The organism is Nocardia paucivorans NBRC 100373 (assembly GCF_000308675.1).
Lineage (GTDB): Bacteria > Actinomycetota > Actinomycetes > Mycobacteriales > Mycobacteriaceae > Nocardia > Nocardia paucivorans.
Genome location: NZ_BAGE01000009.1, coordinates 1 through 22477 on the forward strand (window position 1 = coordinate 1; position 22477 = coordinate 22477).

The 22477-nt window shown below is 67.3% G+C and carries 21 protein-coding genes and 1 tRNA gene; 14 read left to right on the plus strand and 8 right to left on the minus strand.

Annotation, left to right across the window (positions count from 1 at the left end):
- The coding region (locus ON32_RS02350) for a site-specific integrase (RefSeq protein ID WP_051132779.1) at positions 1-1118 on the plus strand (1118 nt) is incomplete at its 5' end.
- A 16-nt stretch (positions 1119-1134) separates the two neighbouring features.
- On the opposite strand, the gene ON32_RS02355 is transcribed toward ON32_RS02350, so the two are convergent.
- From ON32_RS02355 to ON32_RS02365, 3 genes are all read right to left on the minus strand, one after another.
- Positions 1135-1206 (minus strand) — tRNA-Thr (locus ON32_RS02355).
- A gap of 105 nt (positions 1207-1311) precedes the next feature.
- Positions 1312-1551, minus strand: a complete 240-nt coding sequence (locus ON32_RS02360) for an MbtH family protein (protein WP_040788378.1) — start codon at positions 1549-1551, stop codon at positions 1312-1314.
- Positions 1552-1795: 244 nt separating this feature from the next.
- Positions 1796-2629, minus strand: coding sequence for an alpha/beta fold hydrolase (locus ON32_RS02365; protein WP_040788407.1), 834 nt, complete (start codon positions 2627-2629; stop codon positions 1796-1798).
- 174 nt (positions 2630-2803) lie between these two features.
- Here ON32_RS02365 and ON32_RS29295 point away from each other — a divergent pair, with 174 nt between their 5' ends.
- The 4 genes from ON32_RS29295 to ON32_RS02380 all read left to right on the plus strand — a co-directional run bounded on the left by ON32_RS29295 (position 2804) and on the right by ON32_RS02380 (position 7004).
- On the plus strand, positions 2804-2977 hold the full coding sequence (locus ON32_RS29295) for a hypothetical protein (protein WP_169331577.1): 174 nt from the start codon (positions 2804-2806) through the stop codon (positions 2975-2977).
- A gap of 103 nt (positions 2978-3080) precedes the next feature.
- Positions 3081-4712, plus strand: a complete 1632-nt coding sequence (locus tag ON32_RS02370) for an alpha,alpha-trehalose-phosphate synthase (UDP-forming) (protein ID WP_245550767.1) — start codon at positions 3081-3083, stop codon at positions 4710-4712.
- Between the two features lie 70 nt (positions 4713-4782).
- Complete coding sequence (locus tag ON32_RS02375; RefSeq protein WP_040788379.1) at positions 4783-5508, plus strand: response regulator transcription factor; 726 nt, start codon at positions 4783-4785, stop codon at positions 5506-5508.
- 56 nt (positions 5509-5564) lie between these two features.
- The gene (locus ON32_RS02380; protein ID WP_169331579.1) at positions 5565-7004 is read left to right on the plus strand and encodes a sensor histidine kinase; all 1440 of its coding nucleotides are present in this window, start codon (positions 5565-5567) and stop codon (positions 7002-7004) included.
- An 18-nt stretch (positions 7005-7022) separates the two neighbouring features.
- On the opposite strand, the gene ON32_RS02385 is transcribed toward ON32_RS02380, so the two are convergent.
- Positions 7023-7448, minus strand: coding sequence for an HIT family protein (locus ON32_RS02385; RefSeq protein ID WP_040788380.1), 426 nt, complete (start codon positions 7446-7448; stop codon positions 7023-7025).
- Between the two features lie 190 nt (positions 7449-7638).
- Between ON32_RS02385 and purD the strand changes: the two genes are divergently transcribed.
- A complete protein-coding gene (gene purD / locus ON32_RS02390; RefSeq protein WP_040788382.1) occupies positions 7639-8925 on the plus strand; it encodes a phosphoribosylamine--glycine ligase in 1287 nt (428 codons plus the stop codon).
- Here purD and ON32_RS29850 read toward each other — a convergent pair.
- The gene (locus ON32_RS29850) at positions 8916-9854 is read right to left on the minus strand and encodes a M23 family metallopeptidase (RefSeq protein WP_373284250.1); all 939 of its coding nucleotides are present in this window, start codon (positions 9852-9854) and stop codon (positions 8916-8918) included. The genes purD and ON32_RS29850 overlap by 10 nt on opposite strands.
- 426 nt (positions 9855-10280) lie before the next feature.
- On the opposite strand from ON32_RS29850, the gene ON32_RS02400 reads away from it, so the two are divergent.
- The 5 genes from ON32_RS02400 to ON32_RS02420 all read left to right on the plus strand — a co-directional run bounded on the left by ON32_RS02400 (position 10281) and on the right by ON32_RS02420 (position 16363).
- Positions 10281-11441, plus strand: coding sequence for a pyridoxal phosphate-dependent aminotransferase (locus tag ON32_RS02400; RefSeq protein WP_040788384.1), 1161 nt, complete (start codon positions 10281-10283; stop codon positions 11439-11441).
- Positions 11442-11593: 152 nt separating this feature from the next.
- Positions 11594-12232: a TetR/AcrR family transcriptional regulator gene (locus ON32_RS02405; protein ID WP_040788386.1), complete on the plus strand. Its 639-nt coding sequence runs from the start codon at positions 11594-11596 to the stop codon at positions 12230-12232.
- Between the two features lie 5 nt (positions 12233-12237).
- Positions 12238-13665 (plus strand): adenylosuccinate lyase, encoded by a 1428-nt coding sequence (gene purB, locus ON32_RS02410; RefSeq protein WP_040788388.1) that lies wholly within the window; start codon positions 12238-12240, stop codon positions 13663-13665.
- A gap of 46 nt (positions 13666-13711) precedes the next feature.
- Entirely contained in the window at positions 13712-14134 is a 423-nt protein-coding gene (locus tag ON32_RS02415; RefSeq protein ID WP_040788390.1) for an HIT family protein, read from the plus strand.
- A 60-nt stretch (positions 14135-14194) separates the two neighbouring features.
- A complete protein-coding gene (locus ON32_RS02420; RefSeq protein ID WP_040788392.1) occupies positions 14195-16363 on the plus strand; it encodes a S9 family peptidase in 2169 nt (722 codons plus the stop codon).
- 171 nt (positions 16364-16534) lie between these two features.
- On the opposite strand, the gene gad is transcribed toward ON32_RS02420, so the two are convergent.
- Positions 16535-17926, minus strand: a complete 1392-nt coding sequence (gad, locus tag ON32_RS02425) for a glutamate decarboxylase (protein WP_040788412.1) — start codon at positions 17924-17926, stop codon at positions 16535-16537.
- Between the two features lie 167 nt (positions 17927-18093).
- Positions 18094-18738, minus strand: coding sequence for an MBL fold metallo-hydrolase (locus ON32_RS02430; protein WP_040788393.1), 645 nt, complete (start codon positions 18736-18738; stop codon positions 18094-18096).
- A 163-nt stretch (positions 18739-18901) separates the two neighbouring features.
- On the opposite strand from ON32_RS02430, the gene purS reads away from it, so the two are divergent.
- The 3 genes from purS to ON32_RS02445 are packed head-to-tail and all read left to right on the plus strand — an operon-like array spanning position 18902 to position 21156.
- A complete protein-coding gene (gene purS / locus ON32_RS02435) occupies positions 18902-19138 on the plus strand; it encodes a phosphoribosylformylglycinamidine synthase subunit PurS (protein ID WP_040788394.1) in 237 nt (78 codons plus the stop codon).
- Entirely contained in the window at positions 19135-19818 is a 684-nt protein-coding gene (gene purQ / locus ON32_RS02440; RefSeq protein ID WP_040788395.1) for a phosphoribosylformylglycinamidine synthase subunit PurQ, read from the plus strand. Before purS ends, purQ begins: the two co-directional genes overlap by 4 nt.
- 45 nt (positions 19819-19863) lie before the next feature.
- On the plus strand, positions 19864-21156 hold the full coding sequence (locus tag ON32_RS02445) for a M18 family aminopeptidase (RefSeq protein WP_040788397.1): 1293 nt from the start codon (positions 19864-19866) through the stop codon (positions 21154-21156).
- On the opposite strand, the gene ON32_RS02450 is transcribed toward ON32_RS02445, so the two are convergent.
- Positions 21105-22400 (minus strand): glycosyltransferase 87 family protein, encoded by a 1296-nt coding sequence (locus ON32_RS02450; RefSeq protein WP_083873908.1) that lies wholly within the window; start codon positions 22398-22400, stop codon positions 21105-21107. The two genes, ON32_RS02445 and ON32_RS02450, sit on opposite strands and share 52 nt — an antisense overlap.
- Positions 22401-22477: the final 77 nt, after the last annotated feature.

Sequence of the window (22477 nt, forward strand, 5' to 3'; positions counted from 1 at the left end):
GGCGGCAGACACGTAAACGGTATCGCACCGAGAAAGAGGCGCGGAAGGCTCTCGCCGATATCACGGCGACCGTGGCCAGGGGCACCTATGTAGCGCCTTCTGTGCTGACGGTGGATCAGGCGTGCGCTGAATGGTTGGCCGGCAAGCGGGTGCGGCCGACGACTCTGACCGCCTACACGCATTCCCTGTTGCCGTTGCGGACTCGGCATGGCGATCTGCCTGTTCAGAAGCTCACGAAGAAGCACCTGGACGACTTGGTGAATGACCTGGTTGCAGGGGCTGTCATGAAGTCGGGCGAGCGGAACCGTAGGCCGTGGGGTCCGCAGACGGTCAACCCGATGCTCAACCACATTGAATCGGTGCTCGGCGGACTGGTCGGTCAAGGTCTGCTCGCTCGTAACGTCGCTGCCCTAGTGGATCGGTTACCGGGCACAAAGAAGGAGATGCAGACCTACACCGAAGCGGAGGTCCGTCGACTTCTTTCGGCGGCGGACAACGACCGGAACGGACATGCATGGCATCTGGCCCTTGCAGGGTTGCGGCGGGGTGAGATAGGTGGGCTTCGGTGGTCGGATGTCGACTTCGAGCACGGCACCCTCCGGATTCGGAACAACCGGGTGAGCGCCAATGGCAAGCCGCTCGAAGGTGATCCGAAGTCGGCGCGGTCCATCCGTGTGCTTCCGATGACGGACTCGATCAAGGGGGCCTTGAAGCGGGCGCGGCGTATCCAGGCGGAGGAAAAGGTTGCTCTTGGGGAGGCGTATGGCCCGGGTACTCATGTTGTCTGTGATCCGGCCGGGCAGCCGTACCACCCGGACACGTTGACCGACTACTGGGAGAAGATGTGCGCGACGGCCGGTGTCCGTCGTATTCGACTGCATGATGCTCGCCATACCTGCGGCACGCTGATGCACTTGCAAGGGGTGCCTACTGCTGTTATCGCGGCTTGGCTGGGCCACGCGGATAACGCCTTCACGATGCGGACTTACGTGCACTCACAGGATGATGCGCTGGCCGGTGCCGCGTCCGCGTTGCAGGCAGTTGTGACAAACCGTGACAACACGGCGTCGAAGCGGCCGAATCGGAAACGCCGGCCAACCCGCAAAAAGGCAGGTTGACCGGCGTCTCTCTCAGAGCCCCCTGTCAGGATTGAACTGACGACCTTTCGCTTACAAGGCGAGTGCTCTACCACTGAGCTAAGGAGGCGTAAGCGCAGACATCATAACCGGACTCGTACGCCGACCGACACCGGATACCGGTGTCGGTCGGGACTGACCGGGTGCCGAGCCGTCCGGAGAGGAGTGGGTCCGGTCAGGCCTTCGCCTGGCGGGCCGCCTCATCGGCCGCCATGGCCTCGCGGAGGCTCTTGGGTCGCATATCGGTCCAGTTCTTTTCGACGTACTCCACGCAGGCTGCGCGGCTGTCCTCGCCGAACACCACTCGCCAACCGGCCGGCACCTCGGCGAAGGTCGGCCACAGGGAGTGCTGTTCCTCGTCGTTGACCAGAACGTAGAAGCGGCCGTCCTCGTCGTCGAACGGGTTGGTGCTCATTTCACCTCACTGGATGCTCGCGCGTATGTGTACGGGTTACTGCGGGTCGACCGCGCCGAATACCGCGAACCCCGGCCGGCGGAACCCGAGTGATAAATCGACCCTAGCAAGCCCGGCGTTACCTTTGGGAAGACACCTCAATCAGGGGGTCGGCCGTTCTGATCCCGTTGCTTACGCGGTTGTGATGTGTATCGCCCGCGGTCGCCGGCTCGGTCGGGCGATCGCCGGATCGGGAGCGGCCAGGTCAGGAAGCGAAGAAGTCGAGCAGAACCTTGTTCACCGCCTCCGGACGTTCCAGGTAGCCGTAGTGGCCGGCATCCGGAATTTCCTGGTAGCGCCCATTGGGAATGACCTCGGCCACCTCGCGGGCCAGGTACGGCGGGATCATGCGGTCGTCGGCGAAACCCACTGCCAGGCAGGGCACGGTGATCCCTCGATAGGCCTGCACCCGGTCGAACTCGTGATCCATCCGGCGTTGGGCGCGGACACCGGGGCTCACCGGCCCGCCGGTGAACTCGAACAGGTCGAGCCAGTCACGCGCGGCATTCGCGTCGGCCATGGTCGCCGGCGACAGGTTCATCACCGCGGTGATCGCGGCCTCGTACTTCGGCGGCAGGGTGATACCGCTGGCGTCCAGTTCGTGTTCGCCCAGCGACAGCACCTTCTGGAACTGGTCCAACCGTCCGTGTCCGGCCAGGAAAACCGCCTTGCGCACCAGGTCGGGGCGGGCGAGGGCGAGTTCCTGCGCCACCCGGGCCCCCATGGAGGTGCCGACCACCAGCGCCGGACCCTCGTCGAGCAGTTCGATCAGACCGGCGGTATCGGCCACCAGCTCGTCGATGGTCATCCCATCGACGGCCTCGTAGGAGGGGGCGATGCCGCGGTTGTCGAAGGTGCACACGCGGTAGCCCGCGGCGACCAGCGCGGGCACCTGGTGTAGGTCCCAGACCCGACCCGGGCTGCCGGTGCCCATGATCATCACCACCAGCGGACCGCCGCCCTTCACATCCGTGCCCTTGGCCCGGTCGCCTTTGACCTGGTAGTTGAGTGAAATTCCGTTTACCGTGGCCAACGGCATATTGGGGACCCCTTCCTCATCGGTTTCGTGCTGCACACGGTATAGCCACCCGGTCGACGGTGTTACACGAAGGGAGTGCCGGCCGGCAACGGACACAGCGCACCGCGAATACTCGCGCGGCAGATACCATTGACTATTCGCACAGAAACAGCGCACCTGTCGAGAGGACTCGAAATGGCCGCCAAGAGCAGCGCCAATGGTATCGCCGACGACGATCTGGAACCCCTCGCCGACGAGACGGCGCGTCAGGCCCAGCGCGTCGTGGCCGCTTACGCCGCCGACGCCGACGAATGCCGGATGCTGCTATCGATGCTCGGTATCGGCCCGGGCGCCCGGGGCGGCGAATAGTCCCCAACCCCTGAGCGTCCCCGGCGCCAACGGCGACGTCGGTGGAGGCGTACACAACTACACATGCCAACAGCGACGCGCAAAGGATGCGTGAGTGGACCCGATGACAGACCAGCCGTCCAACGACTCCGAGCACGCCCTGTCGGACCGAATCGCCGTACCCGGTGCCGGCCCCGGTTCGATCGACGCCAAGGTGGCCGCCCCCGAACCGGTGGATGCCCAGCCGATCCGCAGTAGTGGTGACGGCCCCGGCCCCGGTTTCGTGGTGGTCGCCAACCGGCTGCCGGTGGATCTGGAACGGCTTCCCGACGGTACCAGTCGATGGAAACGCAGTCCGGGCGGTCTGGTCACCGCGTTGGAGCCCGTATTGCGCAACAACCGGGGAGCCTGGGTGGGCTGGGCCGGTGTTCCCGACGTCGAGGTCGATCCGATCATCGAGGACGGGTTGCAACTGTATCCGGTGCCGCTGTCGGCGCAGGAGGTCACCGACTACTACGAGGGTTTCTCCAACGGCACCCTGTGGCCGCTCTATCACGATGTGATCGTGCGTCCGGTCTACGACCGTAAATGGTGGGCGGCCTATGTCCAGGTGAACCGTCGGTTCGCCGAGGAAACCGCGAAGGTCGCCGCCGAGGGCGCCACCGTCTGGGTGCAGGACTACCAGCTACAGCTGGTGCCGAAGATGCTGCGGATGCTGCGCCCCGATCTGACCATCGGTTTCTTCCTGCACATTCCGTTTCCACCGGTCGAGCTGTTCATGCAGATGCCGTGGCGGACCGAGATCGTGGAAGGTCTGCTCGGCGCCGACCTGATCGGTTTCCATCTGCCCGGCGGGGCACAGAACTTCCTGTACCTGGCCCGGCGGTTGGCCGGTCAACCCACCTCCCGCGGCACCGTCGGTGTGCGGTCGAAGATGGGCGTGGTGCAGGTGGGTTTCCGCACCGTGCGGGTGGGCGCCTTTCCGATCTCCATCGCCTCGGCCGGGCTGGACGAGCATTCCCGCCGTCGCACCGTCCGGGAACGGGCCGCCCGTATCCGGGCCGAACTGGGCAGTCCGAAAAACATCCTGCTCGGCGTCGACCGCCTGGACTACACCAAGGGCATCGATATCCGGCTCAACGCCCTCGAGGAACTGCTGTCCGAGGGGCGGATCGACCCGCGGGAGACGGTTATGGTGCAGCTGGCCACCCCGAGCCGGGAACGGGTGGAGAGCTACATCCAGATGCGCGGGGATATCGAGCGCCAGGTGGGCCGGATCAACGGCGAATTCGCCAGGGTGGGCTACCCGGTGGTGCACTACCTGCACCGGCCGATCGTGCGCGAGGAACTGATCTCGTTCTTCGTCGCCGCCGACGTCATGCTGGTGACCCCGTTGCGGGACGGGATGAACCTGGTCGCCAAGGAGTACGTGGCCTGCCACAGCGGACTCAACGGCGCGCTGGTGCTCAGCGAGTTCACCGGTGCCGCCGCCGAGCTGCGGCAGGCCTATCTGTGCAATCCGCACGATCTGGACAGCGTGAAGGACGCCATCATGTCGGCGCTCACCGACGACCGCGATACCCGCCGACGACGGATGCGGGCGTTGCGGCGGCAGGTGCTCGCCCACGATGTCGACCGCTGGGCTCGCGCCTTCCTCGACGCGCTTGCCCAAGGGCAGGTCGCGGGTCGTGCCCTGATCGGCTCCAATGGCGAGGACGGTCTCGCGGAGGAGTATCCGGAGGAGCCGCAGAGCTGAGCCGGCGGTTCACAGCAACCACACAGCCGGTGCGCAGCCCACTTGCAGTTGCGGGGGTGAGGATGGTGGGGTGACCGGTATTCCCCAGCGGGCACCCGAGGCGCGGGTGCTGGTGGTCGACGACGAACCCATGATCGTCGAGCTGCTGTCGGTGAGTCTGCGTTTCCAGGGCTTCGAGGTCGCCACCGCCGGCGACGGCGCCCAGGCCCTCGACCTGGCCCGCAGCTTCCGACCACAGGCGCTGATCGTGGACGTGATGATGCCGGGAATGGACGGTTTCGGACTGCTGCGGCGATTGCGGGCCGATGGGATCGACGCCCCGGTGCTGTTCCTCACCGCGCGGGACGAGGTGCACGACAAGGTGGCCGGACTGACCCTGGGCGCCGACGACTACGTCACCAAACCGTTCAGCCTGGAGGAGGTGGTGGCGCGGCTGCGGGTGATTCTGCGCCGCGTCGGTGCGGCCGCACCCGCCCGGCAGACCTCGCGATTGCGGTTCGCCGATATCGAACTCGACGACGACACCCATGAGGTGTGGAAGGCCGGTGAACCGGTCGCGCTCTCGCCCACCGAGTTCACTCTGCTGCGCTATTTCATGGTCAACGCGGGCACCGTGCTGAGCAAACCGCGCATCCTGGACCATGTGTGGCGGTACGACTTCGGCGGTGATGTCGGGGTGGTGGAGACCTATGTGTCGTATCTGCGGAAGAAGGTCGACACCGGGGAGCCGCGGTTGATCCACACGCTGCGCGGGGTGGGTTATGTCATGCGCGAACCGAACGGCTCTCGGCCGTGAACGTCGAACGACGGGAGTGGAACGAATCGGCGGACGGCGCGGGCCGGCTACGGCGGATGATCGCGGACCGGTTGGTGGCGCTGCCATTGCGAGTGATGTTGGTGATGGCGCTGGTGGCCTTGGCCGCCGTCGGTCTGTTGGCGTCCGGGGTGGCGGTGACCTCCGCATTGCAGAGGGTGCTCATCGAGCGAATCGATCAACAGTTGAGCGAGGCGGCGCATACCTGGGCGCGGCCGGGTGCGTCACGCTTGCCGCCCTTACCCGGCCGGCCCAGGAAGGAACGCCCACCGGTGCTGTTCTTCGCCCGTGTGACGGACGAGACCGGAACCCCGTTCCTGCGACTCGACGAGGACAATCGTCCTGGGCCGCAGCTACCCCACGAGCCGGTGTCGGGCACCTTCACCACCGGATCGGCCGATGGCGCACCCGGGAAATGGCGGGTGCGGTACACCGAGAACCCGTCGGGTACCAGTGTGGTCGCGCTTCGGCTGGACGAAACCGAGGACATCATCGAACGGCTCATCGTGTTGCAGGCCGTGATCGGTGCGCTGGTGTTGGCGGCCCTGGCGGTGGCGGCGTATTTCGTGATCCGGCGGAGCCTGCGCCGATTGACCGCCGTGGAGGAGACGGCTGCCGCCATTGCGGCCGGTGATCTGCACCGTCGGGTCCCCGTGCGCGATACCAATACCGAGGTGGACCGATTGGCCCGTTCGCTCAATGCCATGCTCGCGCAGATCCAGGCGGGTTTCGTGGCAACGGAGGCCTCGGAGGAGGCGGCGCGGCGCTCCGAGGAACGGATGCGCCGGTTCGTCGCGGACGCCAGTCACGAACTGCGCACACCGCTCACCACGATCCGGGGTTTCGCCGAGCTGTACCGGCAGGGCGCCACCGACGACGCGGGCATGCTGTTGAGTCGGATCGAACACGAATCGAGCCGGATGGGGCTGCTGGTCGAGGATCTGCTGATATTGGCCCGCCTGGACGCCCAGCGACCGGTGGAACGCGCACCCGTCGATCTGTTGCGGCTGGCCGGCGAGGCCGTGCACGCGGCGCGGGCGGTCGCCGCCGCCGAGCGTCCCGATGGTCCACACCGGTCGATCGATCTGCGGGTCGAGCCCGGTGTGGGCACCGTCGAAGTGCCCGGGGACGAGACCAGGCTGCGTCAGGTGTTGAGCAATCTGCTGAACAATGCCCTCACCCACACCCCACCCGACGCGGCCGTCACCGTGCGACTCACCCCGGAGGCGGACGAGGTGCGGCTCGATGTGATCGATACCGGTCCGGGGCTGACCCCGGAGCAGGCCGAGCGGGTTTTCGAACGGTTCTATCGCACCGACGACTCCCGCAGTCGCGGCAGCGGTGGCACCGGGTTGGGACTGTCCATCGTGCAGGCGCTGGTCACCGCACACGGCGGCACGGTGGAGGTGCACAGCGAACCGGGACGGGGTGCCACGTTTACGGTGCGGTTGCCCCGTAACCCGACCACCCCGTCCTGAGCACCCGCCCTCGCGTCGTCAGTCCGGGACGTTGGCGCCGTAACCGAGTTCGCGCAGCGCCTTCTTGATCTTGGCCTGGGCCTCGTCGAGGGATTCCGGGGAAGGATTGGGGTCGGCGCCCGAGATATCGAAATCGCCCAGGGAGAAGGCAGGGAAGACGTGGACGTGCAGATGCGGAACCTCCAGGCCGGCGATGAGCAGGCCGGCGCGGGGTGCATTCCAGGCGGCGCGTACGGCGCGGCCGATCTTCTGGGCGACCGCGTTGAGGCGCGCGAACGTCTCGGGGTCGATGTCCTGCCACTGGTCGATCTCCGCGCGCGGAACCACCAGGGTGTGGCCCGGTGTCACCGGGTTGATGGTGAGAAACGCGACGAACTCGTCGTCCTCCCAAACGAATCGGCCCGGAAGATCGCCGGCGATGATCTGACTGAAAACAGAGGTCATGCCCGCAGATTACGCGTTCGGCGCCGCACCGGAACATCACCGTGCGCGCTGTGCCGGGCCACGACGGCGGGCCGTGGGCCCGATCCGTGGGGCTCGGCGCCTGCGCGTCGGCGGCCGACGCGGTGTGGTCACACGGGTCGGCCCGCCCGGGCATGTCGAACGGGGAGGGCGCACCTATAAGCTGTCGGGAATGCGAGTACTCGTCATCGGCACCGGAGCCCGTGAACACGCCCTCGTCCTTGCGTTGCGCCGCGATCCGGCGGTGACCGAGGTGATCGCCGCACCGGGGAACGCCGGGATAGCGCAACACGCGCAGGTGCGTGCCGTGGATCCCACCTCCGGTGAGGCGGTGGTCGCATTGGCCACCGAACTGGCCGTCGATCTGGTGGTGATCGGCCCGGAGGTTCCGCTGGTGCTGGGTGTCGCCGATGCGGTGCGGGCTGCGGGGATCGCCTGTTTCGGTCCGTCGGCCGCCGCGGCCCGGATCGAGGGTTCCAAAGCGTTCGCCAAGGACGTCATGGTCGCCGCCGGGGTGCGCACCGCGCACAGCGAGGTGGTGGACAACCCGGCCGAACTCGATGCCGCGCTGGACCGGTTCGGACCCACCTGGGTGGTCAAGGACGACGGTCTGGCCGCGGGTAAGGGTGTGGTGGTCAGCGCCGACCGGGCGGCGGCCCGCGAGCACGGCGCGGAACTGCTCGAACAGGGGCACCCGGTGCTGTTGGAGTCGTTCCTGGACGGACCGGAGGTATCGCTGTTCTGTCTGGTGGACGGGGAGACGGTGGTGCCGCTGCTGCCGGCGCAGGACCACAAACGGGTCGGTGAGGGCGATACCGGGCCGAACACCGGCGGTATGGGTGCCTACACGCCGCTGCCGTGGCTGCCCGAGGACATGGTCGAGACGATCGTCGCCGATATCGTCGAACCCGTGGCGGCCGAGCTGGTTCGCCGGGGCTGCCCGTTCAGCGGTCTGCTCTACGCCGGGCTCGCCATCGGCTCCGAGGGACCGGCGGTGGTCGAGTTCAACTGTCGATTCGGTGATCCGGAAACCCAGGTCGTACTGGCCATGCTGGACAGCCCGCTGGGGGAACTGTTGTATGCCACCGCCACCGGCACCCTCGCACAGGTACCGGCGCCGCGCTGGCGGGACGGCGCCGCGGTCACCGTGGTGCTGGCAGCCGAGAACTACCCGGGCCGGCCCCGGGTTGGGGATGTCATCACCGGAGCGGGGGAGGGTTCCGTCGACGGACCCGCCACCGTGCTGCATGCCGGAACCGCCCTGCGCGCGGACGGTGCACTGGTGTCCGCCGGCGGGCGGGTGCTCAATATCGTCGGCACCGGCCCCGATCTGACCGCGGCCCGGGCGACGGCCTACGAGCGTATCGCGGGGATCAAGTTGCCGGGCAGCCACTATCGATCGGATATCGGGCTCGCCGCAGAGGAGGGTCGGATCGGCCTGCCTGCGACTCAGTCGTAGCGGAGGCCGTGTAGGGCCAACCAGCGCTGAGGGTCGACGTGTTGGCCCGCCACGATGATCTCGAAATGCAGGTGCGGTCCGGTGGAGTCGCCGCGGTTGCCCATACGCGCGATCTGCATACCGGCGGGAACGCGTTCGCCGACCGAGACGAAGAAGTCGTACATATGGCCGTAGACGGAGATGGTGCCGTCGTCGTGCCGGATCCGCACCCACAGGCCGAAACCCGCGGCGGGGCCGGCGTCGATGACCGTACCGGCGGCCACGGCGTAGATGGGTGTGCCGATCGGGCCCGCGATATCGATCCCGCGATGGAATGTGCCCCAGCGTTGGCCGAATCCGGAGGTGAACGTCCCGATCGCGGGCAGGACCACACCGCCGCTGCCCGGTGGGATGAGGCCGGGAGGCAGGCTGCCCGGGCTCGGGGTGTTGATCCACGGTTGCGCCCGACCCGCCGCGGCCTCGGCGGCCTCGGCCTTGGCGCGTTCCAGGGTGGCGCGGGCGGCCGCGGTGACCACCGCCTGTTCACGTAGCCGTTCACCGGTGTCGATGGCGTCCAGGTAGCGGCGCACCGACGGCGGGGTGATCTGTATCTGCAAGGGGTGGGCGACCGCCACACGCAGGCGTTCGAGCGGTCCCGGCGAACGGTCGGTGACCAGGGTGTCGAAGGTGCCGTCGCTCGCCGTCACGGCGAGGGCCAGCGCCAGTACGCCGATCAGTGCGCGATGCCGCCGTAGGCTCGCGCCCATGTCCTCGACACTCGGGCGACGGGCCAGGAGTGCACGCAGATCGTCCGGGGTCGGGCGGCGGCGCAGTGCCGTATCGAGCAGGACGCGGGTGGAGCGCAGGCGCTGCGCCGAGGCGCGAAGCGCGGCGTGTGGTTGCCCGGGTCCGGGTCGGGTCCGGGTGCGCCAATCGGGTGTGAGCACCACACCGCCCGCGACGGACGCCCGGTGGAGCGAGTACCTGTCGGGTTCGTCGGTGTCGGGTTTCTCCGGTATCGACGGCGGCGCGTCGTCGGATCGGTCGTCGGCGGATTCCGGGTTTTCCGGCGACGACGGTCCGCTGTCCGGGACGGGTTCGGTGCGGCGGGCGCCGGATTCGGCCAGGGCGCCGAGCTCGACCGCTTTCGCCGTATTCGCGCGGCGGCGGAGTATCCACCCGAGGGGGGTGCGGGCGGGGGCGCTCGAATCCACATTCCGACGTCGCCGCAACCGCGCGGTACGGCGGTGGGCGGCGTCGGGGTGCCCAAATTCGGGGGCGGTGTGCTGCCGGTCGGTGACCGACCCACCGGATTCTTCGGACATCAGCGCCGACCTTATCGCCCGACCGTGGTCTGCTGCTCTACCGTCGGTCGGGTGTCTACAGAATCTCGGCGCTCGACCATTCCACCTTTCTACGTGATGGATGTCTGGAAGGCGGCCGCGGAACGTGCGCGGACACACGGTGATGTGCTGGTACTGGCCGCCGGACAACCGTCGACGCCCGCGCCGAAGCCCGTGTTGCGCGCCACCAAGGCGGCGATGGACGCGGAGCTGTTCGGCTATACGGAGACCTTCGGTCTACCGGATCTGCGCGAGACGATCGCCGAACATCACCGGCGGACCTACGGGTATGCGGTGTCCCCCGACGATGTCGTGGTGACCACCGGCTCCTCCGGCGCGTTCACTCTCGTCTTTCTGGCCGCGTTCGATCCCGGTGATGTGGTGGTGGTGGCGCGTCCTGGTTATCCGGCCTACCGCAATACCCTCGCCGCGCTCGGTTGTCGGGTGGTCGAGCTCGACTGTCGGGCCGAAACCAGGTTCCAACCGACCGTGGCCATGCTCGAGGCCCTGGGGGAGCCGCCGAAGGGCCTGGTGGTGGCGAGCCCGGCCAATCCGACCGGCACCATGATCGATCCGGACGAATTGGCCGCCCTGGCCCGCTGGTGCGAGGCGCACGGCACGCTGCTGATCTCCGACGAGATCTATCACGGCATCACCTACGGCGGCGAACGTACGGCCTCGGCGTGGGAGACCTCCCGCGAGGCGGTGGTGATCGGTTCGGTCTCGAAGTACTTCTCCATGACGGGGTGGCGTCTGGGGTGGATGTTGGCTCCGGAAGGGCTGCGGCCGGCGCTCCAGCGGCTCGCCTCGAATATGACCGTCTGCCCGCCCGCGGTTTCCCAATACGCGGCCCGATACGCGTTCGATGCCGAGTCCAGAGCCGAACTCGACGGGCATGTGCGGCGGTACGCGGTGAACCGGCGGATTCTGCTGGATGGACTGCCGGCGCTCGGGATCACCGATCTCGCACCGGCCGACGGGGCGTTCTACGCCTATGCCGATATCGGTCATCTGACCGATGACTCGATGGCGTGGTGTTCGGAGGTGCTCGCGCACACCGGGGTGGCGCTGGCGCCGGGTCTGGATTTCGACACCGCGGTCGGGCAACGGACCATCCGGATCTCGTTCGCCGGGGCGACCGCCGATATCGAGGAGGCGCTGGTCCGCTTGGGCGACTACCTGGGACGCTCGTGAAATCGGCTCATGGAGCGCCGAACGATTTGTATGCCAACAACTTTGCACAGTACGACACCAGCGCGGCGAGGATACGGTAAAACATCGATGTCTGGTTTTTCTTTCCTCTTATTTCGTACGGATGTACTGATGACGACTGGCACGATGGCACGGTGATAACCGCGACGACTCCGAAAGGTGAACGCCGTCGACAGGCATTGGTGGCGGCGGCGGCCGAATTACTGCTCGAAGGCGGATTCGACGCGGTGCGGCACCGTTCGGTGGCCACGCGGGCGGAGCTTCCGTTGGCGTCCACCACGTACTACTTCGAATCGCTGGAAGATCTGATCGCACGAGCGGTGGAGTTCAGCGGGAACGCGGAACTGGAGGCCATGCGCCGCCGCGTCGGCGAGGTCACCCATCGCCGCCGCGGCGCCGAGGCGACCGTCGAGCTGGTGCTCGATCTGTTGATCGGCCCCGACGGCGCGGACGAGAGCACCAACGGCCGGCTCATCGCCCGCTACGAACGCACCGTGGCGTCGGCGCGCCACCCCGAGTTACGCGAGGTCCAGCTGCGACTACGCGCGCAGCTGGACGAGCTGCTGACCGAGGTGCTGCGCCGATCCGATCGATTGGTGCGGCCGGAACAGCTTCGCAGGCTGGTGGCGGTGGTGGATGGTGCGGTGGTCGCGGCGCTGAGCGAATCCGATCCACAACCCCGACGCATGGCCCGCGGGGCGCTGTTGGAGATCATCGATTTCATCGCACCCGCGACGCACCAGCAGGTGGATAGATACCGGTCATTAGACTGACCGGAGTGACTTCCGCCCGGATCCCGAACGTCCTCGCCACCCGCTATGCCAGTCCGCAACTGGTGCATCTGTGGTCGCCCGAGCACAAGATCGTGCTGGAGCGACGCCTGTGGCTGGAGGTGCTGCGCGCTCAGTCGGACCTGGGGGTCGAGGTCCCGCCAGGGGTGATCGCCGATTACGAGCGAGTCCTCGAGCAGGTCGATCTGGCCGCCATTTCCGAACGCGAACGGGTCACCCGACACGATGTGAAGGCTCGGATCGAGGAGTTCAACGCGCTCGCCGGGCACGAACATGTGCACAAGGGCATGACCAGCCGCGATCTCACCGAGAACGTGGAGCAGCTACAGATTCGGCTGTCCCTGGAACATATCCACTCCCACGGGGTCGCGGTCGCCGCTCGGCTGGCCGAGCGGGCCGCCGAATACCGCACTCTGGTGATGGCGGGCCGGTCCCACAATGTCGCGGCCCAGGCCACCACCCTGGGCAAGCGATTCGCCTCCGCGGCCGACGAACTGTTGATTGCGCTGACCCGGCTGCGGGAACTCATCGACCGTTACCCGCTGCGGGGGATCAAGGGCCCGATGGGCACCGCCCAGGACATGCTGGACCTGCTCGGCGGTGATTCGGCGAAGCTGGCCGCGCTGGAACAGCAGGTCGCCCGGCATCTGGGCTTCGCGAACGTGTTGACCAGCGTGGGTCAGGTGTACCCGCGCTCGCTGGATCACGATGTGCTGTCCACCCTGGTGCAGATCGGCGCCGGTCCCTCGTCGCTGGCGCACACCATCCGGCTGATGGCCGGACACGAACTGGTCACCGAGGGGTTCCAGCCGGGCCAGGTGGGCAGTTCGGCCATGCCCCACAAGATGAACACCCGTTCGTGCGAGCGGGTGAACGGTCTGCAGGTGGTGTTGCGCGGCTACGCCTCCATGGCGGCCGAGCTGGCGGGCGCGCAGTGGAACGAGGGTGATGTGTTCTGTTCGGTGGTGCGTCGGGTCGCGCTGCCGGACGCCTTCTTCGCCCTCGACGGCATGTTCGAGACCTTCCTGACGGTGCTTACCGAATTCGGCGCCTACCCGGCGGTCATCGCCCGCGAATTGGACCGTTATCTGCCGTTCCTGGCCACCACCCGCATTCTCATGGCGGCGGTGCGGGCCGGCGTGGGCCGGGAGGCCGCGCACGAGGTCATCAAGGAGCACGCCGTCGCGGTCGCCCTCGCCATGCGCGAACAAGGTCGGGAACCCGACCTGCTCGACCGCTTGGCCGCCGATTCGCGGTTACCGCTGGACCGGGACGCGCTCGAGGCCGCGCTGGCCGACAAGTCGGTGTTCATCGGGGCCGCGGCCGATCAGACCGCCGAGGTGATCGCGCAGGTCGACAAGTTGGTCGCCGCCTATCCGGAGGCCGCCCGCTACACCCCCTCGCCGATCCTGTAACGGGCCGATGCGTTTTCGGCGTTCGCGGTTCGGCCATAGTGAAGCGATGGATCCCTACACGATTTTCGCCGATATCATCGCCGGCCGTGCCCCCGCCAGCCGGGTGTACGAGGACGAGGATGTGCTCGCCTTCATGGACATCCGCCCGATGACTCCCGGACACCTGCTGGTGGTGCCCAAGGTGGCGGCGCGGAATCTGGCCGAACTCGATCCGGAGATCGGCGGGAAGCTGTTCCAGGTGGGTCAGCGGTTGGCGGCGGCGCTGCGGGCCAGCGAGGTCGGTTGTGACGGGGTGAACTTCTTCCTGGCGGACGGGGTGACGGCGGGTCAGGAAGTGTTTCACGTCCACCTGCACGTGATCCCACGGACGCCCGGGGACGGTTTCGGCCTGCGGGCCCGACCGACATCACCGCCGCGCGCCGACCTCGACTACCTGGCCGCTTCGATCCGCGGCGCATTGCAGCGCTGAACTCACCGGTGGACCGGACACATCGGCCACGGCCGACCGTCGGTGACTACGGTGGATGCCATGGCTGTTGACAGTGGGACCGGTACGACCGGGGACGTGGTGGCGCCTATTGCGAAGCGGGTGCCCGTCGAGCGCAAACACCACGGCGATGTCTTCGTCGACGACTACGAATGGCTGCGCGACAAGGACGATCCCGAGGTCATCGCGTATCTCGAGGCCGAGAACGCCTATACGGAGGCACAGACCGCGCATTTGGCGCCACTGCGGGCGAAGATTTTCGACGAGATCAAATCCCGCACCCGGGAAACCGATCTGTCGGTGCCCGCCCGGCACGGGAACTACTGGTACTACTCCCGCAGTTTCGAGGGCAAACAGTACGGCGTGCACTGCCGGTGTCCGATCGATGCCACGGCCACCGGTATCGATGCCTGGACACCACCGAGCCTCGACACCGATACCGAGATCCCGGGCGAAGAGATCCTGCTGGACGGCAACGAGTGGGCCGAGGGACACGATTTCTTCTCGCTCGGCGCGTTCGCCGTCAGTCACGACGGGACGCTCCTGGCTTTCTCGGTGGACACCACCGGTGACGAGCGGTACACGCTGCGATTCAAGGACCTGCGTACCGGGGAGCTGCTCGACGACGAGATCCCGCGTACGGCGCCGGGGGCGACCTGGGCGCTGTCCAATACGCACATCTTCTATCAGACCGTCGACGAATCCTGGCGTCCCGATACCGTCTGGCGGCATCGGCTCGGCACCTCCACCGACGAGGACGTGCGGGTCTTCCACGAGCCGGACGATCGCTACTGGGTGAGCATGGGCAGCACCCGGTCGGAGAAGTATCTGATGATCTGGGTGACTTCGAAGATCACCAGCGAGGGCTGGGTGCTCGAATCCGATAACCCGGAGGGTGAGTTCCGGGTGTTGCTGCCGCGGCGCGAAGGTGTGGAGTATGCGGCCGAACACGCCGTCGTGGCCGGTGCGGATCGGTTCCTCATTCTGCACAACGATGTGGTCGACGGGGTGAAGGCGCAGAACTTCGTGCTGGCCGAGGCGCCCGTCGACGACCCGTCGAATATGACCGTCCTCATCGGGCACCGTGACGACGTCCGCTTGGACGATGTCGACGCGTTCGCCGACCACCTGGTGCTCGGTTATCGGCGGGAAGCGTTGCCCCGGCTCGCCGTCTGGCCGCTCACCGAGGACGGTTACGGCACTCTGCGCGAGCTCGAATTCGACGCGGAACTGTACGCGGTGGGATTGGGCACCTGTCCGGAGTGGGAGCAGCCCACGTTGCGCCTGGGGTTCACCTCGTTCATCAACCCGATGCGGGTGTACGACTACGTTCCTGCCACCGATGAACTGCTGTTGCGCAAGGAACAGCCGGTTCTGGGTGGATACGATCCGAACGACTATGTGCAGCACCGGGTTTGGGCGACAGCCGAGGACGGGACCCGGCTGCCGATCTCTCTGGTGGCCCGGCGCGACGTGGACCGGGCCGCCGGTCCGAAACCGTTGCTGCTCTACGGATACGGTTCCTATGAGGCCAGTATCGATCCCGCCTTCTCGGTGTCCCGACTGTCGCTGCTGGACCGCGGTATGGTGTTCGCCGTCGCCCATGTGCGCGGTGGTGGGGAAATGGGCCGGCTCTGGTACGAGAACGGTAAAACGCTCACCAAGAAGAACACCTTCACCGATTTCATCTCCTGCGCTCGCCATCTCATCGATATCGGGGTGACCAGCGCGGACCGGATGGTGGCCGACGGCGGTAGTGCGGGCGGTCTGCTGGTGGGCGCGGTGGCGAACATGGCGCCGGAGCTGTTCGCCGGGGTGCTCGCCAATGTGCCGTTCGTGGACCCGCTCACCTCCATTCTGGATCCCTCGCTGCCGCTGACGGTGATCGAATGGGACGAATGGGGAAACCCGTTGTCGGACAAGGAAGTCTACGACTACATGAAGTCGTATTCGCCGTACGAGAACGTCGCCGCCCGTGAGTACCCGGCCATTCTGGCGATCACCAGTCTCAACGACACCAGGGTGTTGTACGTCGAACCCGCGAAATGGGTGGCCAAACTGCGCGCCACCGTCACCGGGAACGCGCCGATACTGCTCAAGACCGAGATGAGCGCGGGGCACGGTGGGGTCAGCGGCCGGTACGAGAAATGGAAGGAAGTGGCCTTCGAGTACGCCTGGGTGCTGGATACCGTCGGTCTGGCGGAGCGCTGAGCCGACCGTCGACCTCGCCCTTCGACACGGCGCGACCGGACGGGTGTATCGCCGGGAGCCCACCGGGACGGCTCGCGCGGCCCGGCTCGTACCGCGGTCGGGTGGGACTCGACCTGCGGTACGGCCGAGACCACCGCCCGCGGGAACGGCGATGGTGCGGCGGCGGCGCGATCAGGTCGGTGTGATCGAGGTCTGCGGTACCGATGGTGTCGCGTCGTGGGTGAAGCCACCTGCCTCCGCGCGGGTGAGCGAGGTGGGAAAGGGCCGCCGTTTCAGCTGGTCCACGCAGCGGGTGAGGTCGGCCAGGAGCAGATCGGCCATATCGACGCTGAAACCGTGGCGGATCACCGCGCGCATGATCGTCTCGTCGTCCCGATCGGCGGGCAGCGGATACGCCGGGATCAGCCAGCCCCGGGAACGCAATCGATCGGACAGGTCGTAGAGGTTGAACCCGGGGTCGCCGGCGAGCCGCCAGCACACCGCCGTGATGCCACGGCGAGGATCGCCGTCGTGGATCAGGTCGAACGCATCCGATTTGCGCAGACCGTCGGCCAAGTGCTGCGCCGCCCGGTAGATCGCGGACTGCACCCGGGCATAGCCGGCGTGTCCGAAACGGATGAATTCGTAGTACTGCGTGATCGCCTGCCCACCGGGACGGGAGAAATTCAGGTTGAAGGTGGCCATACTGCCGCCGAGGTAGTCGACGTCGAAGATCAGCTCCTCCGGCAGGTCGGCCGCCTCACGCCAGATCGCCCAGCCCGATCCCAGCGGGGCGAGCCCGGTCTTGTGCCCGGAGGCATTGATCGACTTCACCCGCGGCAGACGGAAATCCCAGACCAGCCCGGGCGCGGTGAAAGGGGCGAGAAAGCCGCCGCTGGCGGCATCGACGTGCAGGGGAATGTCGAGGCCCTTGTCCTCTTGTAGCGCGTCGAGCGCGGCGCTGATGCGGGCCACATCCTCGTAGAGTCCGGTATAGGTCTGGCCGAAGGTCGCCACCACCATGATGGTGTTGGCGTCGCAGTGCTCGGCGATATCGTCGGGATGCAGGGTGAGGCGGTCGCCGCGCAGCGGTACCTGCCGGATCTCGACGTCGAAATAGCGCGCGAACTTCTCCCAACAGACCTGGACCGGTCCGCAGACGAAATTGGGCGTCCCGGTGCCGCCGCGTTTGCGCCAGCGGAATTTGGCCGCGAGCCCTCCGAGCATGGCCGCCTCGCTGGAACCGGTGGTCGAGGTGCCATGGGTGGTGGCCGGATCCGGGGCGTGCCACAGATCAGCGACCATCCGGACGCCGCGGCGCTCCAACTCGGCGGTCTGCGGGTATTCGTCCTTGTCGACGATGTTCTTGTCCAGGCATTCGGCCATCAGCCTGCGCACCTGGTCATCCACCCAGGTGGTGCAGAAGGTGGCCAGGTTCATCCTGGACACCCCGTCGAGCATCAGCTCGTCGTGCACGATCTCATAGGCGACCTGCGGGAACATCTCGTGTGCCGGAAACCCGGCCCGCGGCGCGGAACGCGCGAGTCCCGGCAGGGCGAACAGGTCATCGACTTCTTCGGACATGAATGCCGCCTCCCGTACCTGTGCGGTCGCCGGCGGACCGGCTGCGTTGCCCGTGCCCTTCGAGGATGCCGGACGACCACCGCACACCCCGGCTCGACACACCGTCGTTCGTCGCGGCGCAGGCTCACGCACCGGGCGGGCCTGTGAGCCGACCCGCCCGGCCCGGCTCACAGTTCGGTGGCGTTCTCCGGCCTGAGCACCCGGAATTCGGTGTCCTTCGGCGCCATTTCGGACAGCCGGTCGAAGAAGATGCCCTGCGCCTCCGGCGCGATGATGCCGAAGTGGATGGGCAGCGCCACCCTCGGTGCGACCGCGCGCAGATAGTCGACCGCCTCGCTGATCCGCATCCAGGGCGCGGCGGCCGGGGTGGCCAGCACCCCCACCGGGACCGGCGGCACCCACAACGAATCACCAGGGTGCACGAGCTGGGCCGGATCGTCCGGGGTGCCGAGCTGGAAGACGGTGTTGTCGATGACGGGTATCTCGGGATGGATGACCGCATGCCTGCCACCGCCCCCGGTGATCCGCAGATCGCCGAGCGTCAGCACATTGCCGGCGTGCACCGGCTCCCACGGCTCGCCGCGCGCGGCGGCGGTCTGCGGGTCGCTCAGCAGTCGGGCGCCCGGATTGGCCTCGATCAGCGCATCGATCCGGTTCGGGTCGATATGGTCCGGGTGCTGGTGGGTGACGGCGATGGCGTCCAGACCGGTGATGCCCTCGAAACCGTGGGAGAACACCCCGGGATCGAACAGGACCTTGGCGCCGTGCAGTTCGACGAGAATGCAGGAATGGCCGAAATGGGCTATGCGCATACCCCCAACGGTAAACCCGGGTAATTCCGCTCACAGGCAACCCGTTCGGCCGTACCCATCGATGCCGTTCGCGCGAAGGGCATCTAGGCTGTTCAGGTAATCCCCATCCGTGGTCGGGCGCGCTTGCGTCCCGCCCCCGCTCACCTTTTGTGAGGAGCAACCCGTGGCACGAGTCGTGGTCGAGGTGATGCCGAAGGCCGAAATCCTGGACCCGCAGGGACAGGCCATTGTCGGCGCGCTGCCGCGCCTGGGCTTCCAGGGTGTATCGGATGTACGGCAGGGCAAACGGTTCGAACTCGACGTCGCCGATGACGTCACCGACGACCAGCTCGCCGAAATCGCCGAATCGCTACTGGCCAACACCGTGATCGAGGACTGGAAGGTGGTGCGCGTCCCATGAGCGCCCGGATCGGTGTCATCACATTCCCCGGAACCCTCGACGATGTGGACGCCGCCCGCGCCGTCCGGCTGGCCGGGGCCGAGGCGGTGAACCTGTGGCACGCCGACGCCGATCTCAAGGGTGTCGACGCAGTGGTGGTGCCCGGCGGTTTCTCCTACGGCGACTATCTGCGGGCCGGCGCGATCGCGCGTTTCGCCCCCGTCATGGGCGAGGTGGTGCGTGCCGCCGAGAACGGTATGCCGGTGCTGGGTATCTGCAACGGTTTCCAGGTGCTGTGCGAGGCCGGGCTGTTGCCCGGTGCGCTGACTCGTAACGAGGGTCTGCACTTCATCTGCCGCGACCAGTGGTTGCAGGTGGAGGCCACCGACACCGCGTGGACCTCCCGGTACGAGCCGGGCGCCCAGATCCTGGTGCCCCTGAAGTCCGGAGAAGGCCGTTACCAGGCGTCGCAGGCCGTACTCGACGAACTGGAAGGCGAGGGCCGGGTGGTGTTCCGGTACGCGGGCGACAATCCGAACGGTTCCCAGCGCGGGATAGCCGGGGTCGCCTCGGCCAACCGCCGGGTCGTCGGTCTCATGCCGCACCCGGAACATGCCACCGAACCGCTCACCGGTCCCAGTGACGACGGCCTCGGCCTGTTCCTCTCGGTCCTGGACAGCGTATTGGCGACGGCGTCGTAATCGCGCCATCTTCGGCAGGGCGGCGTCGCTGCCTAGGATCGGTGCATGCCGGTTTCTACCACTGCGGCGTCGGCCCTCGGGTTGTGCGCCTTCATCGATGAGTCGCCGTCCCCGTTTCACGTCTGCCATACGATCGCTCAGGATCTGGACGAGCACGGCTTCACCCGGCTCGACGAAACGCGGTCGTGGCCGACGGATGTGCGGGGTAGGCATTACATCGTGCGCGGTGGGTCGCTGATCGCATGGGCCGATGCCCATCACGCCCCGGCGTTCCGGGTGGTCGGCGCCCATACCGACAGCCCTAATCTGCGGGTCAAACAGCATCCGGATCTGGTCTCCGCAGGATGGCAGCTGGTCGGCCTGGAGCCGTACGGCGGGGCCTGGCTGAACTCCTGGCTCGACCGCGAACTGGGTATCTCCGGCCGGTTGAGCGTGCGCGAGGGCGGTGCTGTCGGTGAGCGGTTGGTGCGAATCAACGAGCCCATCCTGCGGGTGCCGCAGTTGGCGATCCACCTGTCGGAGGACCGGCGCGGCGTCACCCTGGACCCGCAGCGGCATGTCAACGCGGTCTGGGGCATCGGCGGCGAGCGACGTTCATTCCTGGATTTCGTCGCCGAACACGCGGGGATCGACCCGGCCTCGGTGCTCGGCTGGGAACTGATGACCCACGATCTGACCCCCAGCCGGCCGATCGGGCGCGATCACGATCTGATCAGCGCGCCACGACTGGACAACCAGGGCACCTGCTACGCGGGGCTGCGCGCCTTCCTGGCGGCCGTCGACTCACCAGGCGCGGCGGTGCCGGTGCTGGCGGTGTTCGACCACGAAGAGGTGGGCAGCCAGTCCGATCGCGGCGCCCAGTCGAATCTGCTGCCGACCGTATTGGAGCGGATCGTTCTGGCCCGGGGCGGCGACCGCGCCGATTACCTGGCAGCCCTGGCCGGATCGGTGTGCGCGTCCGGTGATATGGCGCACGCCACCCACCCCAACTATCCGGAACGGCACGAGCCGGCGCACGGTATCGAGGTCAACGGTGGTCCGGTGCTCAAGGTGAACCAGAACCTGCGTTACGCCACCGACGCCGCCGGCGCGGGCGCGTTCGCGCTGGCCTGCGAGCAGGCCGGGGTGCCACTACAGCGCTATGTGCACCGCGCCGATCTGCCGTGCGGATCCACCATCGGTCCGATGACCGCCGCGCGTACCGGTATGTCGACCGTCGATGTGGGTGCTCCGCAGCTGGCCATGCATTCGGCCCGGGAAATGATGGGCGCCGCCGATATCGTCTCCTACGCCGCCGCGTTGGCCGCTTTCCTCACCCCGGAGACAGCGGGGCGGTAGGTGAACGCAGCCACGACCAGCGCGCCGAAGGCGACGAGCACATAGCTGCTGCCGAGCAGCTGCTGCCATAGTGCCCAGCCGAGTTCCTGATCTTCCTGATGTGGGAGCACCCACTGCGGGCCGATCAGGAACATGATGGCGAGCACGGCCACCACCCCGAGCGTTACGCGACCCGCTCGGCGCACGTCGACGCCGCCGCTGCGGCGCACGAGCACATCCGCCGCGACCAGCAGCGCGGGGGCGAGCCACACCCAGTGATGTGACCACGACACCGGGGACACCAGGAGCACGGTCATGGCATTGACCAGCAGGGCCGGGACCACGGCATCCACCGAGAGCAGCCGGTGCATCCACAGCGCCGCCAGGGCGACCGCGACCACTGCCAGCCCGAGCCAGATCAGGGTCGCCGCCGAATCCGGGACGCCGAGCCGGAACGCGAAACCCTTGAGCGACTGATTACCCGCATAGTGCGGCGGCCCGATCCGGCCGGTATCGGCCAGTTTGTGGAACCAGTATTCGGTCGAATCGCTGGGGAACAGCAGATAGGCGATACCGATCGAGCCGAGGGCGGAGATTACCAGCGTGCCGGCCGCCTTCCAGTCCCGCCGCAGCAGGAAGAACAACAGGAAGCCGGCGGGGACCAGCTTCACCGAGGCCGCCACACCGATCAGCAGGCCCCGCGGCCACAGCGGTGAGCGGGTCAGACAGTCGAGGGCGACGGCGGCCATCAGCACCAGGTTGATCTGGCCGAATCCGAAGGTCTGTCGGAGTGGCTCGAACACCTGGGTCACCGCCACCGCGCCGATCACCAATGGCAGCAGCGCGGTGCGGTCCAGTTCCGGCCGCAACCGGCACAGCACCAGCCACAAGGTGATCCCCAGGGCCGATACCGAGGTCACCAACACCACCAGCTCGGCCAGTCCCAGGGGCATCAGGGCGAGCGGGGCGAAGAACAACGCGGCCAACGGGGGGTAGGTGAAGGGCAGGTCGATTCCGCCGGCGGGCGGCAGCGGACCATACAGCTCGTCGCCGTCCAACCAGGCACGGGCGCCGTTGCGATAGACCTGGAGGTCGATATAGCCGTCCCACCAGTTCGCCAGCCAGGAGATCAGCGCGGACAGCAGGAACAGCGATACGGCGAGGGTCAACCAGCGGCGGTGTCGTGCCTGTGTCGAAAAGTCGATCCGCGCGTCATCGGTGAGCTCCGGCTCCGCGGAGCCGGGATACCCCGATCTCTCGTCCATTCGGGAAAGGGTAACCGGCACGATCCGACCCTTGTGCGGAACGGTCCGCGCCCGGCCCCTGAGCAGGCGGCCTTTTC

Bases quoted from the DNA above. Each gene is read 5' to 3' on its own strand.
- ON32_RS02360 (WP_040788378.1), bottom strand. From the start codon at position 1,551: ATGAGCACCAACCCGTTCGACGACGAGGACGGCCGCTTCTACGTTCTG.
- ON32_RS02365 (WP_040788407.1), bottom strand. From the start codon at position 2,629: ATGCCGTTGGCCACGGTAAACGGAATTTCACTCAACTACCAGGTCAAA.
- ON32_RS29295 (WP_169331577.1), top strand. From the start codon at position 2,804: ATGGCCGCCAAGAGCAGCGCCAATGGTATCGCCGACGACGATCTGGAA.
- ON32_RS02370 (WP_245550767.1), top strand. From the start codon at position 3,081: ATGACAGACCAGCCGTCCAACGACTCCGAGCACGCCCTGTCGGACCGA.
- ON32_RS02380 (WP_169331579.1), top strand. From the start codon at position 5,565: ATGATCGCGGACCGGTTGGTGGCGCTGCCATTGCGAGTGATGTTGGTG.
- ON32_RS02385 (WP_040788380.1), bottom strand. From the start codon at position 7,448: ATGACCTCTGTTTTCAGTCAGATCATCGCCGGCGATCTTCCGGGCCGA.
- purD (WP_040788382.1), top strand. From the start codon at position 7,639: ATGCGAGTACTCGTCATCGGCACCGGAGCCCGTGAACACGCCCTCGTC.
- ON32_RS02415 (WP_040788390.1), top strand. From the start codon at position 13,712: ATGGATCCCTACACGATTTTCGCCGATATCATCGCCGGCCGTGCCCCC.
- ON32_RS02420 (WP_040788392.1), top strand. From the start codon at position 14,195: ATGGCTGTTGACAGTGGGACCGGTACGACCGGGGACGTGGTGGCGCCT.
- gad (WP_040788412.1), bottom strand. From the start codon at position 17,926: ATGTCCGAAGAAGTCGATGACCTGTTCGCCCTGCCGGGACTCGCGCGT.
- ON32_RS02430 (WP_040788393.1), bottom strand. From the start codon at position 18,738: ATGCGCATAGCCCATTTCGGCCATTCCTGCATTCTCGTCGAACTGCAC.
- purQ (WP_040788395.1), top strand. From the start codon at position 19,135: ATGAGCGCCCGGATCGGTGTCATCACATTCCCCGGAACCCTCGACGAT.
- ON32_RS02445 (WP_040788397.1), top strand. From the start codon at position 19,864: ATGCCGGTTTCTACCACTGCGGCGTCGGCCCTCGGGTTGTGCGCCTTC.
- ON32_RS02450 (WP_083873908.1), bottom strand. From the start codon at position 22,400: ATGGACGAGAGATCGGGGTATCCCGGCTCCGCGGAGCCGGAGCTCACC.